The sequence below is a fragment of the Pseudomonas sp. 3296 genome (assembly GCF_031456615.1).
In the GTDB taxonomy this organism is placed as follows: domain Bacteria; phylum Pseudomonadota; class Gammaproteobacteria; order Pseudomonadales; family Pseudomonadaceae; genus Aquipseudomonas; species Aquipseudomonas mucoides.
Genome location: NZ_JAVDUY010000014.1, coordinates 1 through 19,281 on the forward strand (window position 1 = coordinate 1; position 19,281 = coordinate 19,281).

A 19,281-nucleotide genomic window follows, 5' to 3' on the forward strand; every position below is an offset into this window, starting at 1 on the left:
CATCGGCGAAGGATATTTGCTTCATCGGGGCTCAACCGTTCAGTTCGTGGGGCAAGCGTATTTCAGCAGACTTGGGAGTCTTTTTCAGAGTTTCCCTAGTGGCTTTTCGGGTGGTGCTTAGCATCGAACAGCGGGCTTGCCCAAAAACGCCCAAAGGGCACCACAAATAAGTTGGGGCACGTAGCCCCAAGATTGACCAGGAGTGACGCTGTAGCAACCCGTATCAGGCTGCCATTGTTTTCCGCTTGATTCTGTACACCGTCGCAACACCACAGTCAGCCAACTTGGCGATCTTGTCAGCAGATGGGTTGGATGCTCCTCCCTTACCAGCAGCTCAACAAAGTGTTGGATAGATACTCTTTTATCACCGCGCCTGCTTCATAAATAGCCAAAGTATTTCTCAAGCTATCCCCAGAATAAACGCTATGAATTCCCCACTCTACCTCCGGCCAAGCCCTCCGAAAGAGGCACAGCGCACGGTTTGAATGCGTCCACGAAGTAACCAACATAATTCGATTAGGATGTGAAGAGGTGAGCGTTTGTCGCGCGTACTGCGCATTCTCATAAGTGTTTCGCGACTCACACTCTAGCGTAATGGCTTCACTGGGCACTCCTGACATTTCGAGTCGTGAAGCGATGAGAGTACAGTCCCCGTCGCCAGAGACTAGGATGCGCGGGGCAAGCCCTTTATGGAAAAGTTCAGCGGCACCGATCACTCGCTGTCCGGATTCACCGCCAAGCACAATGATCCATTCAGCATGCGGTAGTCGAACCTCCGTAAAAAGCCAAGTTTTTGAATAGTGTAGGAGAAGAATACTGATCCCCCCAAAAAGCATGGCGAAAATACCGACTAAAGCCATGATTTTTTGCATTTTTGGAGGGGCGCAGGAGCCAATAAGTACTGATGGCAATAATTTTGACAGCGACATTCGTTTTCCGTTCTGACAGCGGCGCGTAAGAGATAGTCTTTAGGGTAGGTCTGAAGTAAGCCAGCGCTTTTTGGTGTCCTTGCCGCTTGAGGTTCAAAAAACTCCAAGGCGGCCGAAAAGCAGCCATTTCCTGTCATTAATTCACTGTTCTTTCCTCTTATCGTGCTGTTTAGGGCGATCGGCCCGCATAACCATCAATGGATACGCCGGACGACCTTCGCCTTGCGGATAATGCGGCTCGATCAAGGTAATCAAACCCTTCAAGGGCACCACCTGATCCATCTCGATCAGGAAGCGCTCGCGGCGGGTCTGCTTACGTTTGCCGAATACTCGGCATCGGCGAAGGGCATCTGTTTCACCGGGGCTGAACCGTTCGAATCGTGTGAGGCGAGTATTTCACCAGAGATGGAAGTCTTTTTCAGAGTTTCCCTCGTCGTCGTTTAATTGATCATTTCATCCAGCAATCGCATCATCGATGACTTTCTGGCCTACCAAGTCTAAATAATGATTTTTCAGAAAACTGGACACTTTGCGCCATCAACTTGGGCGATCAGCGGCAAAGGGCCGGCGAACACTCCTTTAGCTCCCGGCCGATAAGGTGTGTTCGCTGGCCCCTTACCATAATGATAACTGCCAAAAATAAAAACACCCCGCGAAAGCGAACTTCGCAGGGTGTGGAGGTAACCATCTAATTAACGCCCTCCCAAGGGGTGGCACCTATACAGCTTACTTCAGACTGGTGTTACCAATCGTACTTCAACGTCACCTCCGCAGTGCGAACCATGTAACCTTGACCGCCTACCTGTGCGCCCATGGTCGCCGATAGACTAGTGTCTCGCGATAAGTTGCCGCTAACGCCGAATTTCATTTCAGCGCGATCACGCGGCAATTTTTCCCGCACGCTGTCATGATCAAATGTCATGGTTTGGGTACTCGGCCCGTGCCACCAGTTCAGCTCGGCAATCGGTTGAAGGCCGCGACCGTCAACGTCCTGAGTCCAGCGAGCCCCCAAGCGCGTAGTAAAATCGGACGAGCCCAGTCCTGAGACCTGGGTTCCGTTCTCCTCAACATGTGTATGGGCACGGCTGCCGGAGTAGATGACCTGAGCCTGAGGCACCACAATGTTCTTACCATCGCCCAGCGGCACGGCATATCCCGCTTCCACCGAGGTCGAAAGGTTATGTGACTGGTAGTGCTCCTCTTTCAGCCCCTGGCCTTTGACTTCGTTCTCGAATCGACCAAACATCATCCAGGTATCCACGTACGGCCCGGTATGACTGTCCTGATGACCATACCAAGTGCCATAAACACCGGCGCTATAGCCTGTGACCTTACCTTTGGCGCTCACACTGTCGTTGTGCGAACTGTTACTGCTAGTACCCGAAGCGCCCATCACGCCCACTTGGTAGGAGCCATCTTTGCCATCACTACCGCCCAATAAATCCGTACCTACATGCAGGAGGTAACGGTTGTCATTGTCCTTCAGGTTACCGGCACCATCGCGACTGGAGTTTGAGCGTTCAATACGCGCCCAACTGCTAGATTCACCGCCATTCTGACTGTCCTTGCCCAACTGACCGATGCGGTCATGCAAAGTATGTATTTGCATGGTGTCCACAAACAGCTTGTTGTTCAGATACGCTCCAACTTCCGGCCTGTAGGTGTTTGAAGCGACAACGCTAGGCGCTGATTCTGGTTCGCTGGACTGCTCCGAAGGTTGCTCCGAAGTCGTTTCCTGGCTTGTAGAACTGACCAGGTACCAGCTCTCAGTTGCACCGTTATCGCCTCCGCGTTTGAGTCTGTAATCAAAGGCGCCCGATGAAATTGTCCCTGCTCCCTGACGGAAGCCGTCGGAACGACTATCCAAGGTGAAGGCGTCACTCTCGGTTGTCGCTCCATTCCTGCTTTCGACGAGTTGAATCCCTTGATTAGTACGCGCACCTTCGCCAGCGCCATGTCGAATGACCAGGCCAGTGGTGCCGGAGGCATGGCCGCCATCCAGGATAAGTTTATCTGTTGCAGCGTTGTCACCCCCCATGTCGGTCCTCAGGATTACGGCCCCCTTGATACCGAAGTAATCACCTTTTACCGTCAAGGTATTACCGATGGAGCCACCGGCCAAGTTGATCACACCGTTGTTGGTGACACCGTTGGCCAAGGTGAAGTTGCCCGCGGGGGCATCGCTAAAGCCTGGCAATGCGTTCAGAGCACTGATTACACCATTGTTGGTGACGTGCCCCGTAACACTACCAAAACCTGCGAGATTCGCGTAACTCGAGACAGTCACTTCGCCAGCACCAGCACCACCCAAAACTCGATCAGGGTTCTGCGAGTCACCGACCACAAGGGTGCCTTCATTGATGAAGGTCGCGCCGGTGTAGGTCAGCGCGTCACCAGCGCTTAGCGTGCCCGCCCCAAGTTTGCTTAGATCACCTGAGCCGCTTACAGCATTGATCAATGTCCAGTCTGTGGAGGTGTTGATCTCGACGGTACCGGCGTTGACTAACTCGGCAGAACCCAGCTCTTGCGCCTGCGTGGCGGTCAATGTGCTGCCGCTGTCAATACTGAATCGGCCTGCATAATCGCGGTTATCGCCACTGAGAGAGACATTTGCATTCTGAGTCAGATTTACCGACCCAGTGCCAGAAACAGCGTTAGAAAAATCGCCGATAGCGCCAATTAAATTCAAGTTGCCAGCGTTGGCGAGCGTGCCAGTGCCTAGTCCACCGACGTCATTAAGGTTGACCGTTGCACTAGCATCGATCGCAACGGCGGCACTGAGGCTGGCGTTACTGCCCGTGATGTCCAGCACACCGCCAATCAAGTTCAATTGGCCGGCACCGAACATTCGACCCTGACTAGTACCGCCATTGGTAATCGTTAAGCCGCCATTGTTCAGGTTCAACGTAGTACCGTCTGCACTCGTCAACTCCCCGATGGTTTGTGCATAACCGTTCAAATCGACACTGGAACCCTTTATCAGGTCCAATCGACCGGTGTTACCCAGCGCATCCGAAGCATCCAGTCGCAACAGGCCACTTTGAACCTGCGTTGCCCCCTTATAGTTATTTCCACCATTGGACAGGCTAACGTAGGCACCATTTCCAGCCGCGATGGTCAGACCGCCATCACCAGTAACTTGAGCCGACAAATCGCTTCCCGCACTGTTGGCTCCGGCATTGGGGCTCAGAATCAGGCTCTCGCCAGCGACTACATCCAAGGACTGCAGCGCATAGGCCACATATAAGCCATCGTTGGCAGTACCGGTATTCACACGGTAGTCGTACGTCCCCGTCGCAATCTGCGATCCATTCTGGACGATGCCAATGGTTTTGGCCGCCGACAAGCGCTGGCCATTTTGGTCTTGCAAGATCAGATTGGCACCGCTACCCAAGATGTTGCCACCAATCGATAACTGGGCGAGTTGAGTGAGTACACCCATGTCGTCCTGATCGAGCAGATTAGCGGAACCATCCGGCACCGGATTGTCCATGCCATTGGCTGGCACCTTAACCTGAACAGTGCCGGTACCCGACAAATCGAGGTGCTGCGCAACGATAACGCCTTCGGCGACCGTTTGTGCGGGTACGCTGGCATCAAAAATTGCGGTGCCACCATTAAAGCTCAAACCGCCAATAGATTGGGTGCCTGCCCCTACCGTGGTGACACTACCGTTACCCAGGATCAACGAAGCATTGGTTAGGGCCATGCTATTGCTGCCCACCAAGTCAAAGGTGTTATCCACCAGGTTAACCGTTCCTGCAAAAGCAGAACCTACGCCCGAACCGAAACTGAACGCGCCATGATTATTACTGGCACTCAGAGTGCCAGCGCCGGTCAGGGCATTATTGAAGACGAAGTCACCGCTGGTGGCGGCAGTTAATACGCCACCGCTAGTAATGTTCACCAGCCCGCCGCCCAAATTTTGATCGCTGACGGTCGATGAAGTCGTTAGCGCCCCTTGGCCGGAAATTTCCCACTGACCAACATAACCACTATTTACGCCACTGATAGTGGTCACGCCGGTACCGCTAATTTGCGTAGTGCCGCTGCCCGACAGCACATTACCGAAGCTGGCTGCACTATCAAACGCGAGGTCGAGTCCTTGAGTGCTGTCGCCCGCAATGGTCGCGACCGTTACATCACCGCTGCCCACACCATGAACATCGGTCAATTTAAGCGTGCCGCCATTGATACTGGTAGCGCCAGTCATGCCGGTGTTGGCAATGTCAATGCTCACGGTACCGCTACCAGACTTGGTAAAGGATCCAGCACCGGACATGCTATTAATCAGCGCCCAGTCGGTGGCAGTATTGATCTCCAACGCACCGGCATTGGTAATGCTGGCAGTACCCAGGTTAGCGGCAGCACCGGCACGCAACGCAGAACCGCTGCCGATGTCGAAGCTACCGGCAAAGCCATTGCTGTTGCCCGCCAAGGTAATGTCGGAACGGTCACGAAGCTCAATCAGCCCCAGACCGGAGAACCCTACGTTCGCCACACCAACTGGTAGGGCTGTCCACGCCGAGTTGTACGCTGCAGCGCTGCCAAAGGTGGCCACATCGCCACTCGAGACCAAATTGATGCCGCTGGCATTATCGAATGCGCCTGCATTGTTCATGATCAATTGCGAACCGCCCGTGACGCTGACGGCACCGGTATAGCCCGCCTGCTGGCCATCCACGTACACAATCGAGGGGTCAATCACGAAACTGCCATTGCCAAACAAAGTATTGGCATTGAGGCCACCCCCACCCTGCACACCCGCCAGACGCTGTGCGTCATTAATGGTAAGCGTGCCAGAAACGGTAACATGCGCACCTGCATCGGTGATGAGCTGGCCGACCTGCTGGCTCTTACCGTTCATGTCCACGGTGGCACCATTGGACACATGCAACTCACTGGTTTTGCCCAGGACGTTGTGATTGCCCAGTTTCAGCGTGCCATTTTCGACCGTGGTCGAGCCGGTATAGCTGTTGATGCCGTTGGACAGGCTCAAGGTGGATCCAACTCCGGCGTCGATGGCAAGGTTGCCACTGCCGGAGACCGAAGCGGAAAGGTCCTGCGCCAAACCAACGGCGCCAGCGTCCGGGGCCAAGGACAGCGTTTGACCGGACAACAGGTCGATGTTCTTCAATGCATACGCGACATACAGGCCGTCGTTGGCAATGCCGGTGTTCAGGCGGTAGTCGTAGGTGCCAGTTGCTTTTTGAACTCCCCCCTCGCCGATCGCAACAAGCTGATTGTCGCTGATGGCATTGCCATCCTTGTCGATCAATACTAGGCCACCGGCGGTGCCTAGCAGGGTGTTACCGTTCGCTAACTTAGTGAGCCCGCCGCCATCATCTTGGGTCAACAGATTGTTATTGCCAACGCTCGGCAAGCTTGGTGTGCCACTGCTCGATGGCAGGGTAATTTGTACAAGACCGGTACCCAAAAGGTCCAACGTCTGGGCAATGACAACGCCGTTGGCGGTCACCTGTGCCGGGACGGTGGCGTCAAATACGGCGGTACCGCCATTGAAGATCAGACTGCCAATGGCTTGCGCACCCGATCCCACGACCGTAGTGCTGCCTGCATCCATACGCAGGGTTGCGTGAGTTAGTCCAGCAGTCGTCGCACCGGACAAATCGAGGGAGCCTCGAGCCAGGTCGAGCATGCCGGTGAACGCATTGCCAACGTGACTACCGAAGCTATATGCATCGTTGTTAGTGGCCATCGCGGCAATCAAGGTGCCGTTGCCGGTCAGCACGTTATCAAAGACAAATCCACCCGTGACCGGCGCCAGATTCAGCGAACTGCTGCTGCCATTGAGGCTCACTTGGGCAGATCCCAAGTTGCCAGCGGAGGTGACTTCAGCCGATCCGGTGATGTCCCACAGGCCACTCAGGGTATTGAGGGCGCCCAGTCGAACATGCTCACCCGTGATGGCTACGGTACCGGCACCACTGGAGCTGTTGGCGAAGGTGGCATTGTCAAACGCCAGTGTCGTGATGCTGCCACTTGAAACACTCACGCTACCAGTGGAAAGGGCTTGTGCGTTCAACAGCGTCAATCCACCAGTGGTGACAACTGTGTTACCCGTGTAGCTGTTGGCGTTACTCAAGGTAAGTACTGCATTACCGGTCTTGGTCAGCGTACTGCTACCGGTGATGATGCCACCAAAAGTGCTGGCTTCCGTGTTGTTGACGGTCAACGCAGCGGATGCGAGCACGGTGCCGCTACCTTGCAGGTTGTTCAACTGGTTGGCCAAACTATTGAGATCTAGCGTGGCGCCACTGCTAACAATCATGTTGCCTGTATAGGCAAACACGTCAGCCACACCTGCCTTGACAACGCCACCTGCAACAGTGGTACTACCGCTGTACTTGTTATTCGCATTACTGATGGTGAGCGATTGGCCCGGGCCCACGCCTGAAGACAACGACAGTGAGCCTGTGCCGATCACCAAGGCCTTAAGTTCGGCATCGGTACCGGTGGCCGTACTGGCGTCCAGTGCCAAAGTCTGACCGGACTGCAGGTCCAGCTCCATCAGCTTATAATCAGCGTACAAGCCTGCCCCCCCGACGCCCGTAGTGCTCAAGCCCTGCAGGTATGTGGCGTGTGCAACGGCGCTCCCCCCTTGAGTGATGACCTGCTGACTGGAAGTCCCCAGCGCATTGCCACTAGCATCAACCAACGTAAGGTTGGCAACACTTCCCAGTACCGAGGTCGCCGATACCAACTGGGTAATCACTCCGTCATCAGCCTTGAGGATGCCGCTCACCCCCAAAGCCGCAGTATCCAGTGTGACGCTCCCTGACGTCGCAGTGAAGGTGTTGGTAGTCAACACTTGGCCGGTACCTGCCAAGGCGTTTTGACTCGCATTGAGCGTACCGCCGTTCAGAATGACGTTACCCACGTGCTGGCTGCCATCAATCATGGCTGTACTGTCGCTACCTAACTGCAAAGTAGCCGCCGCCAGGGCGGAGCTTGCGTTGCTGTCCACCGTCAGCAGGCCGCGGGTCATATCCATCGTGCCAGCAAAACCGTTTGCAGCATTGTTGCCGAAATGGAAGGCGTCAACGCTGGTCGCCATGCCGACGTGGAGGCTACCAACACCGCTCAGCTGGTTATTCAGTGTAAAAGCACCGCTGGCAGGAGCAATATCCAGGCGACCGCTAGTGGCTATATTGAGAGAACCGGAACCAATGTTGGCGGCCTGTTGGATCCGCGCCGAGGCGCCGCTTACAACATTGACCGCCCCGGATAACGTGCTGTTATTGCCCGTGATTAGCACATTGCTGCCACTGACACTTAAGCCACCGGTACCGCTCAAAGCATTCAGAAGAGAACCACTGCTGAACGCCAGGTCAAGGTTGGTGCCACCCGCCAATGTCGCGCCAGCGGTACCTAGTGCCCCGGCGTTAGCGACAATCACGTTGCCGCTGGACACGGTGGTACCACCGCTATAGGTAGAACTACCACCCAGTGTCAGAGTGCCGGTGCCAACCTTGGTCAACACTCCAGCGCCCGAAATCACGCCGTTAAGGCCCAAGTTATTGATACCGGTGTCGATGGTCGCCGTATCCGCCAACTGGATCGCATTGCCGGCAGCGATGTTCGAAGCATTCGCGACCAGCACCGTCCCATTGGCCAACGAGATAGCGCCCGAGCCAAAGCCATCGTTGGCGCCCAAGCCAAGCGTGCCGCTGTTCACCGCGATCGCGCCGCTAAACCCGTTCGACGTACTGTTGAAGTTGAGTGTACCGGCACCGTCTTTGGTCAGCGCACCGCTACCGGTGAGTGGTAGGTTGGCGCCAAAGGTCAGGTTGCCGTTCACGTCGGCAATATTGAGGTGGGTGTCATTGACGATATTGCCGGTCGCGCCGGTGGAGCCGCCCAATATCAGAGCGTTGCTTCCGCCAATCGTAATATTTCCCTGCAGGGCAACGGCATTGTTCATTGTTTGAGCCCGGTCCATTGCAGTGACCGTGCCGCCATTAAGCGCCAACGTGCCAATGCCGACCGGGCCGGATTGCACGCCGCCCAAACCGTCCAGCGTGCTGGACGCGCCAATCTGTAAGTTGCCACTGTTGAGCGTCAGCCCACCGGTAAAATTAGAACCCGCAGAGTTCAACGCTAACGCGCCGCTAGCGCTATTATTCACAATCACGGTCTTATTCGGGCCGGAGATCGCACCGTTAAGTGCCAGCACTCCGCTGCCGCCAGTGGAAATCACCAAGTTGCTGCCAAGGTTAATTGAACTGTTGATCGTAGGCGACGAGCTGTTGATCAGGCGCATGTTTGCCGCCTGATTCACATCACCTGTGCTCAACGTCATAGCGCCGCCTGCCAAGGTAAAGGCCGCCGGGCTACCCGAGGTTTCGAAGGATACCGAACCAAACGTCATGCCCGAACCGGTTGAAATGGTGCGACCATTTAGACCTGTATCCTGGTTGCCAAACACCGCACCATCCCCCGCCGCACTCGGGGCGCCTGGCGCCGCGGAGCCGTCCGGCATTGCCCAGTTGGAGGACGCCCACAACGAGTTCTGATTTCGATTGTCCCAAGTGAACGCAGTGCCCATCGGCACCAACTCCAGCTGGTTGTTGCTGTTCAGGATGGTCTTGGCCCCTTGTGTGTAACCACCGGTGAACCAAATGTTGTAAAGCCGCTGTCCAGCCGTCAGGCCATTGAGCACGACCATCTGATCCGCCCCTGCCCCGGACGCGGCATTCCCGCTCCAGTTATCCAAGTTCAACAGTTGGGAACTGCTGCCCACGTACATACCGTCGCTCGAGAGCTTAAGGCTCCCGATCACAACTTTGCTTGCGCCAAGGCCAAAATCGAGGTGGCTTTCCGCTGTCAGCACCAGTTGGGTGGCGGCTCCGAACGTTTGGTTCAGCCCTCCCGTAGCCAGTGTGCCTCCATTCAAGTTGAGTGTGCCCACACCCGCGACTAAGTTGGCATTGGTCAACGCCAAGGTGCCGCTGTTTAAGTTCAGGGAAGGCGTGACCAGCCTTGCGCCGACACTGGTGGTTGTCCCATCGCCCATTTTAATCAAGGCGCCGGAGGTGCTGATCGCACCAGTCGTAGCCGTGCCGGTGAATGCGGAATTGCCATCAAATATCGTTTTGATATTGGCGCCGCCCAGCACATTTAGACTGGCTGCATTGCTCATAGCCATGCCGGAACCCGAAAGTCTCACGTTCGCGCCATCGACAGTTGAAATGTTGGTGTTGCCGCCGTCGAGTACCAGAGCTCCACTACCCAGGTAGTTGTGACCGATATCCAAGCGCCCCGTGGTGACGTCGCCTGAGGCGTCAGCCAGCAAAGTTCCGGACACCACACGAATGCCGTCAGTCAGTTGGTTATTACCATTTGTGAGTGACAGCACGCCGCTGCCAGTCAGAGTTATGCCGCCAGCAGTCGAAGCGTTCACATCCACTAATTGTGAAGCAATCTGTAGAGTCGAATTGCCAAGGCCGTCAATCGTCAAATCGCTTTTACCGACGCGCGTGGCGATCGTCGAGGTATCAAATATAAGTTTGGTGGCATCTCCCGCTGAACCAAAGTGAAAACTATTCGCCGCAAGTGTTATTGCGTTGGAGAGACGACGACTGGTGATACCGCTGCCTATATCGCTATAAGCAGCAATAGTGCCACCCAAATCGACAATTCCCGTCCCAAATGCACCACTTACTAAATTGCCAGCAACATCCGTAATTGAATCGACGCCGACTTGGTTTACGCCTCCAAGTAACAGACTAGTGCCGCCAGTATAGGTATTGTTCCCCTGCATACGCAGGGTACCGTATGAAGTCCATTGCCCGATTAGACCGCGAAGCAAGCGACCAGCCCCAGCCAATATGTGATCTTTGCCGAAAACAATCAAACTCGATGACTGAGTTTGGGCGAGCCCAACGCTCCCATTCAGGTTAGAGGTTCCATTAAAATTAAAGCTCATGACACCCGTGAAATAAGCAGACCCCGAAAGAGCCAGCTGATTATTTACCATCAAGGGAGCGTTAACAGTACCACCAGTAGCTGCGAGCATGGCGTAGTAAGCGACATTGGTATTGCTTATAGTTAGCAGCCCAACCCCAAACGCTTTATCCTGCGAAAAAAACACCTTACCCTGACTAAGGTCAAAGCCACCAGAGAAGTTATTGGAACCGTCGATAAATAATGTTCCCGATCCGGTTTTTTTGATACCACCTGCCCCGCCAATGTTACCGGCTAGCGATAAACTCACCTCGTTTGAACTAACCGTATCGACTAGGCTAGTAAAATTATAAATGTCGAGGCCATGAATTCCACTCCCGAGCGTAATAGGACCGCCAAACGTCAACCGGTGAGTGTTACCGATGTCGGCACCGACAGTGACGCCTAACGCAGTGTCCTTCCGGAGTGTCAAATTGCCGGCCAAGGTAAGTGCACCGTCGACCGTATGACTTCCACCGGTAGTTTCGAGGAAGTAGGTCCTACCGCTGCCGTCGCCTATGGTGAGGCCCCCAGTGCCGAACAGCGACCCATTCGCATTGATCTGTATCAGCGAAGGGTCTTGCCATAGAAACCCCCCAGCGTATGAGTTGGACGAACCGCCGGAGATTCTCACTACTCCGGAACCTGTTTTAGTAAAGCCTCCCGCGCCACTGACCACACTCGTCACGTCGAGATAACCCAAATTTGAAGCGACCGACGAGTTTAAGGTTGTCGCGCCCGCCAAAGATAAATTCGTCGACAGATTGGCGGTGTTGACCCCAGCATGCTGAAGCATTGCCACGCTACCACCACCATTCAAAACCAAGGTCCCAGCCCCTCCTACTGTGAAGGACTGATTCGAACTGCTTTGAATGCTAAGACGTCCAATGGTGTAGGTCGAATCTACATTAATTGTTTTACCAGTCAGGTTGGAGTCCGCATCGCGGATAGTGGCACTATCTCCTACCGCATCAGGGACGAGGCCCCCCAACCAGTTTTTTGTATTTCCCCAATTAGCGCTGGCGCTGCCGCCACCTGACCACTCATTGGTCCTTACAGCAGAAGGCAGCAAGTACCAAAATCCACCCGCGTAACTTAGCAGGGATCCCGCCTCATAGCCGGTAAAAGCGACATTGGCCAACTGGGCATCGGTTAAGTTGGGATTGACTGAAAAGCGCACATACCCATCTGAATTATTTGCTAAAAATATTTGGCCATTATTTTGGATAGACAATATGGCTGTAGGCGTCCAGTCGGCTGCAGACAGGCCAACACTATTAAAGGTAAACCCTCCGATATCACCGAGCAACAGAGACGAAGACCCGCGCAAAAACAGCTTTGAGGAGACTTGAGAATGATTATTCGCATCCACCCCGCCACCATTGAGTATAAAGGGCGCATTTGTGATCAACTGATTGTCAGCACCTAAACGCAAGATGCCCGAATTAAAATAAAAATTGCTTGAACCTAAACTGATCACGCTATTATCAAGCGTAGCTATACCAGCACCCTTCTTGTAAAAAGGTCCAACCCCAGTAATTCTCCCGCCATTAGTGGCGAATATTGTTAGCGCTCCGCGGGGGTTAGTATCCGTGTTAACAACGATACCTGGGCTATTCACAAACACAGTATTACCAAATATCAAATCACCAGAAACAAGAAGATTGCCTCGTTGACCAGTACCACCGTCTACTGTTCCACCTGCCAGAGTAAACGTGCCGCCTCCCAGAAAATTAAATTGACCACCACTGACTAACGAAAGAGTAGAGCCGTCCAAGCGACCGCTATTGCCAGCACTATTAACGCTAATAAAAGCGCCGTTGGAAAAAACCTTAATGTCGGACGAACCAAAGTAGTTATGGCCGCGATCAAGCACACCTATCGTCAAACTGCTAGCAAGGTCCGAATACAAAGCCCCCGTAGCTGTCAGGCCGCCACCAAAGGTGCTGTTCGCACTTTGCAAGGCAACGGAATTCCCGCTAACCGCCAGCCCGCCTATACCGACAAAGCCGGAATCAAAAATGGCATTGTAAGGAGAAGTAACTCCGGCGTAGAGGCCCGCACCGGTAATGTTATACACAGCCGATAAATTGGTGTCACCAGGATTGGTAAAACGAATACCTTGTGTCGTGAACCCCCCGGAAATATCGAGCACATTGGGCAAAGAAATCATCCCGCGCGAGTCGATTCGACCACCCGCTATGTGTACCACCCCAGTGCCTACTGGCGCGCTACGGTCACCGGCGGAAAAATTCAAAGACCCACTGTTTAAATAGACACCACCCGAATATGACGGATTATTTGACCCAATAGTGAAAGTACCAATACCATTAACTATTAGATCATGGGAACCGCCAACCCCTCCTGAAAAATAAAGATAACTCGAATTAGCAACACTCAGATCGCTGTTCAATATTACTGGTGAGGTGAATGTTTGCCATGCGTTACCGCTTACCAAAGTGGCAGGTTTCCCGATGGCACCACTATCAAAAATTACTGACCCCCCAGAGAAAGTCATAGCGTTACCACTAGGCGTCGCTGACGAACTAACAACCAGATTACCGATCGTTCGGTTAACTCCGCCTAGTTGTATAGTGATCCCTGCTAGACTGCCAGCCAAGTTTGCGAAAGTAGCAGTCGAGCCTGCATGGTCAGGCACTGTAAATACGTCACCTGTCACCCCGTCACTGGTGACCCAATTAGAGCCATTTCCCCACACCCTGTCTGCACCGACCCCGTTCCATTCTGATGATAGGTTAACGTTAGGCATAAGATCAGCACCAACCTGAGCAGCCCCTTTTCCATACCCCTGGAACCAGACGTTTTTCAGCTGGTCGGCACTGAGTGAGCCATTGACAGTGACATGATCAAAGGCGGTGCTGACGTCGCCATCCCAACCGCTTATGCGCAAGGCAGTAGGAGTTCCAGTGAAGTTGCCCAGACTAATTGTGTTACTGGCAGCAGAAAGTCCACCCAGGCTCAGGTTGACCGAGCCAGTACCGGTAACGCCACTGAAGACTTGATCATAACCATTGAAGTTGAGGTTGGCATTGGTGCCGGTCAGGTTTAGCACCGTATTGCTGAACTGATTAATTCGATGCAGGTTGAGCGTACCGTTGCCCATGTTGAGCAACGGAGTAACGATATTGGCAGTATTCAAGTCGAGAACGCCACCCGACACCGAAAGGCTTGCCGCCTCAAAACTCGTAATACCAGCGCCCAAAGTGGCAGTGCCAGCTCCCTGCTTGGTGAAACCTTGAAGACCGGTCACCGCGCCGGTGGCGATGATACTTTGAGCCCCACTACCATTGAGGGCCAGGTTTACACCCGACTGCCCGATCGTAGAGCCGGGAGAAAACGTTAGGTTGCCGCCAATGGTCATCGTGGAACCTGAAGCATTGGCAAACGTGCTGTTGCCCAGAATCACCGCGCCACTGAAGCCTAGAGCGCCCTTGGTGCTACCACTACCTAAGTCAATTGTGCCGCCCGCAAAGTCGGTAGTAGCACCATTGAGAACTTGAAGAGTGGCACCATCTGTGACACGAACAGTGCCACCCGCGAACCGGACGGTGGAGGCAGCCGTACCATTGAGGAGCAATTGCGAAGAGGCATCACTCAGCGTGATATCGCCGGTGCCCACCATATGATTGATACCCGTACTGGCGCCCAAGACCAGGGTATCGGTGAAGCTGGCGGTTTTGACCACGCCTTGCAAGACTGTGAGGCCGCCGCTGAATGTATTGTTTTTGCTTTCTAGCACCAGGCTGCCATAGCCTTGCTTAAGAATGGGTCCAACGCCTTGCAAACTGAAGTTCGCACCAAGGTCTAGGGTGGCGACATTGGCGGTATTGAACGTCATCGCGCCAGCCAACACGCTGGCTTGGTTAGCAGTGAGCGTGAGCGTGTTACCGGCGCCATTGACGCTCAGTGTATCGCCCAAGGTGACCTTGTTGGCCACCGTACGGCTGCCGGAGCTGACATCCAGCGTCTGGTTCCCACCAAGAGCCAGTGCCAGCGTAGATGTACCAAATGCAGCGTTATTACCAATCGCGATGGTGCCAGCGAGAAAATCAAAAGTTCCGCCAAAAGTGTTAGCGCCATTTAAAACAAGCTTACCTTCACCAGACTTACTGATGGCGGCTGTGTTGCTGATAATGCCACCAGCGATGATGCTGGCGTTGTTTGCCACTTCAAACTTGAGCTTATTTCCTCCACCATTAATGGTGCCGCCAAGGATCATACTGGTGCCGTAAGCACTGGCATTATTGAAGTTGAGATCACCGACGCTGGTCATGGCCGAATTGATGGTGACCGTACGGTTGCCGGATAGAGAAATAAGACTCGCTGCACCAGCGTTGTCAAAATTAAGGGTACCCCCGCTAAGGGTAAACGCACGCGTACTACTGTTGTCCAACGCACCAATTAGCAATGTACCCATGGTACTACTGCCACTTAGACTAATGACCTTACCATTCAGGTTTACATCATCATCGATGAACTGGACTTGAATGCCCGCAGCACTAGGCACCCCTGCCGGGGACCAGTTGCTGGCGTTGGACCATTGATTATCTGTGACGCCATTCCAGGTGGTGGTAACAGCGAACGCATCAGAAGTACCAATCAAAGTCATGGCCGCCATCGAGCCTATTGCCACGGATAGCGCCACAGCCAAAGGCGTACGGTGCATTTTACGGAAGGCCTTTGTGGCACCACGAGGCGAGGATATGGCGCGCGACGCATGACTTGTCATGTTGTTAAATTCCGAATTGTTTATTGAATGAACAGCCCTCCCCCTTAAACATTGATTAAGCGCGATGAATTGCAGACAACGCCGTTCAAAGGAGAGCGCGAAAGTGAGATATGTAGTTGTTGATCAACCTCGAAAGCATTACGAAAATGCTCGAGACAATGCTGACGATGACAACTACAAACCACGGAATAGGCAAACCGCCGGACCCAACTACCTTGGCACCGCGCGTGCGGTGCTCAGGGTTTTAACTAGCGACGGTTACAGACTTTTGCTCAATGCATCCAAAGCGGCAGCCAAGCCCTTGGTTGGAACCTCTACCTGTAGTGCTTGCCCAATTTGACTGGCGTAGATGACATTGAATTTTTCAACACTGCCGCGCAATGCCGCCAGTTGTTCAGCCGACAGATCAGCGCGCGCCGCACAAGCTTGTGCCTGACAGGCGATATAGGCCAGATCAACAACGTTTTTATCTTTGTTGGTGGTTAGTTGAAGTGGCACATTCAGCACTGCAGCCAGAGGCACTTGAACCATGACCTGGAGCGCCTTGCCAGCTTCGACCCGACCAATAGCTACTACAGCTGCGACACCCTGCTGTTCAGTTTTATTATCTTTAAGAATCACACTACTGCGGGCTTCGCATCCTTTAACGGTCTTGTCTTTATCGACGCGAGTAGTGCAACTCAAGACCCAGTTATCAAATGTCGTAGTGCTAACCGTTTCTTGAGGAGCGGAAGCGACTGAACTAGCGAAAGCGGGAACAACTGTAAAACCCAGGCTAGCAATAAAACCAAAAGTAAAAAGGTGCTTCAACATAATAATCTCGACAAATAACAATGGAATTAAAATTTATTCCCGGAAAGCGGCGTGACTGCCCGCAAACCCAGACAACAAGCTTTCAAGCAAGTCATGGTCTTGCGACCGGGAACTAATGGATCACTCAGGCCGACTTATCAGCGCTGGCTTTTGATTTAACGGATTTTCCGTCAACCGACTTGACCGCCTCGACTTCTTCGGTGGCCTTGTTGGCACGATGCCGATCCAGCAGTTGCGGGAGGTTAGCCAGCGACATCAGATGGGCAAAAATGAGCCCCAAGAAGCCACGCTGATTCATATCGGCCAATTGTTCGCCCGTCAGCGCGGAGAGTTTCTCTTCATTGATCACCAAAAAGTCCTGCACTTCGAAGGCGGCACCATCAGCCGCTCGAATTTGGGCAGAGCGCTTTTCCAAAAGGTTCAGCGCCTGCAACTGCACCACCAACATCCGGGTGCGTTCCATCTCTTCATTAAAACCGTTCATGAAGCCTAGGACTTCATCCAGCAAGACAGCATTAGTGCCGTCCTCGTTGAACAGCGGACGGCCGTCAAGATTGTTAAGACCAGAAAACGCCTCATCAAACAAGACGGTGAACCCACCTTCCACTCCAGGATTGCTGCCCAGCACAAATGGATAACGGCGAACAAAGGCAGGCACATACACCCCTGGCGCCCACTGCTTTGCACTATCCACAAAATCGTTACGACCAGCTTCCAGACCAACAAGAATGATCGGCGTGATCTGTTCAGCATCGCCCACGAGCTCGCTCACAAACACGACTGGGTAATTGCGAGCCGCCGCATAAAACTCAGCCCCAGCCACAGGCATCCAATGCGTATTAGCGGCAAAGGAGCAATCATTAACCTCCTTTAGACGCAGGCCTTTATGGGTCTCACGGGACAGCACTTGAACATTTTTATACAGCAGCATCAAATTAGACATAAAAACACCATAGACAATAAATCAATAAATATAAAATAATGGCAACATTAAACAGGCTCACAAACTCATAACAAGCCACACATTCCATTCAAGCCAACAAGAGCAAACCTCTCCAGATACCAGCCAGTTGCAACCAATACAATCACTTCTCAATCAGGCCGCGCCACTCACGCTAATGTTGCGATCCGCGGGTCACCGCCGATTGAAAAATTTAACTAAAACCACTCCCAAGGCCTTTTTTCTAGCTTGTTGCACCAATAGACGTCTCAGCATCGGCAGATACACACAAGATATTTCTTACAACACTCTCAGTTTTAAGAGCAGTTTTCAGGATCGTTTGCGCCAATCGCAAGACCGAATGCGCCAGATCGACGCGAGGTTGTCCTTATGCCTCATCACGAACCTTCACCAGCCAACGTAAAAAATCAACTCACTGGCTTCAGTTCACTCAAGCCTTCCTTAGAATACAGGGCAACCCACGATCCTAGAGGACTCCGCCGACATTTGTTCGCATCCCAGCAGCTGAAATACGGCAACACCTATAGGCCAGTCATTGTTATCGCACTGCCGCACGCACTCACAATGCCTATATCGAGATGAAACTTACTGAAATAGGCCCTACTGACACTGCCCTTCGATTGGGCATTAGTTTTTGACGGTCGCAGCTAGCAACATAACTTTCTTGATACTAATTAAACGCGCAAGAAGTCATCTAAATTAACTGTCAACGTGACTATCACAGCGCGCTCAGATTCTCAGGTTTCCCGTAATAGAATGCCCCACCCTGACTTCGATATTCCGAAGGCGAAACCCCCTGCCACCGCTTAAAGGCACGCGCAAAAGCGCTCTGCTCGGAAAACCCCAGCATAAATGCAATATCGGTTAATGATTTTTCATCGGAACCCAAGTGCCGACGCGCGAGGTCATGGCGAATTTTGTCCAAAATAACGCGGTAGCTGAGTCCGTTCTCCGCAAGCTTGCGCTGTAATGTCCGACGACTCATGGACAGGGCTTCGGCTAATCGCTCTTCAGCCGGCTCACCAGAAGAAAGACTATCCATCAGAAAGCGTCTGCATCGGTGCACCAGGTCAGCCCCCGTCAGTTGGGCCAATTCGCTGACGAGAATGTCATCGAAAATCTGCGCAAATTCTGCATTCGCGGTTGGCAGGGGACGATTGACTATTTTCCAAGGCAAGACAAACCCGTCGCGCTCCGCGCCAAAGGTGACCTCACACTTAAAAAAACGCTGGTAGGGATCTGGGTTTGCGGGAGCCGGACGCCTCAGACTTACCGATTGCAAATGCACAGATCCACCAACGTTTGTTCGGCACATGGAGATGATCAGCGAAAGGCCAAAATCGGCCATGGCATGCCCAAGCGCCGTGTCGCCACGACCGGTGTCGTAGGTAACATAAAGCCCTGCTTCGGTCTCAGTGCACTTTAATAAAGCGCGCCCCGCCGGGATGCATATAAAACGCTCCAGGCGGCTCAACGCCGTATAAAGAGAACCACTGACAAGCCACGCATAACCCAGGGTTTTCAAATGAGATGGGTGCCAACACTCCGCAGCGCGAAGAGCAAACGCCGGATCCGCAATCAATGCCATGGCGTTCCTGAAGCCCGTATCAATGACGCTGCCAGGCAAGCGTACATTGAGATTTTCGAGCGCTCTTACGGGGACACCTAAGCGTCTTGCGAACCGGGGTCCGCTGACACCATAGGCTTCGATCATGCGTAATCCAATCACTCCGAAACTAGCAAGAAACGTATCTGTGGGCATGGGAGTATCTTCAAAAGTTGCTTTGCGTTATCCGCACGGCAAACACGTGAAACAACCGCTGTGTCTGGCGAATAAACCTAGTGATCTAACGAATGAGTTT

At 53.3% G+C, this 19,281-nt stretch carries 5 protein-coding genes and 1 pseudogene; all 6 read right to left on the reverse strand.

What is annotated here, in order from left to right; all coding sequences use genetic code 11:
• Positions 1-323 precede the first annotated feature (323 nt).
• On the reverse strand, positions 324-929 hold the full coding sequence (locus J2X66_RS28695; RefSeq protein WP_310271646.1) for a YdcF family protein: 606 nt from the start codon (positions 927-929) through the stop codon (positions 324-326).
• 186 nt (positions 930-1,115) lie between these two features.
• Positions 1,116-1,288, reverse strand: a pseudogene (locus J2X66_RS28700) (IS5/IS1182 family transposase); the annotation flags it as partial.
• A 383-nt stretch (positions 1,289-1,671) separates the two neighbouring features.
• A complete protein-coding gene (locus tag J2X66_RS28705) occupies positions 1,672-15,582 on the reverse strand; it encodes an autotransporter-associated beta strand repeat-containing protein (RefSeq protein WP_310271649.1) in 13,911 nt (4,636 codons plus the stop codon).
• A 321-nt stretch (positions 15,583-15,903) separates the two neighbouring features.
• Entirely contained in the window at positions 15,904-16,458 is a 555-nt protein-coding gene (locus J2X66_RS28710; protein WP_310271652.1) for an invasion associated locus B family protein, read from the reverse strand.
• A gap of 124 nt (positions 16,459-16,582) precedes the next feature.
• On the reverse strand, positions 16,583-17,401 hold the full coding sequence (locus J2X66_RS28715) for a SapC family protein (protein WP_310271654.1): 819 nt from the start codon (positions 17,399-17,401) through the stop codon (positions 16,583-16,585).
• A gap of 736 nt (positions 17,402-18,137) precedes the next feature.
• Positions 18,138-19,133: an AraC family transcriptional regulator gene (locus J2X66_RS28720; protein ID WP_310271657.1), complete on the reverse strand. Its 996-nt coding sequence runs from the start codon at positions 19,131-19,133 to the stop codon at positions 18,138-18,140.
• Positions 19,134-19,281: the final 148 nt, after the last annotated feature.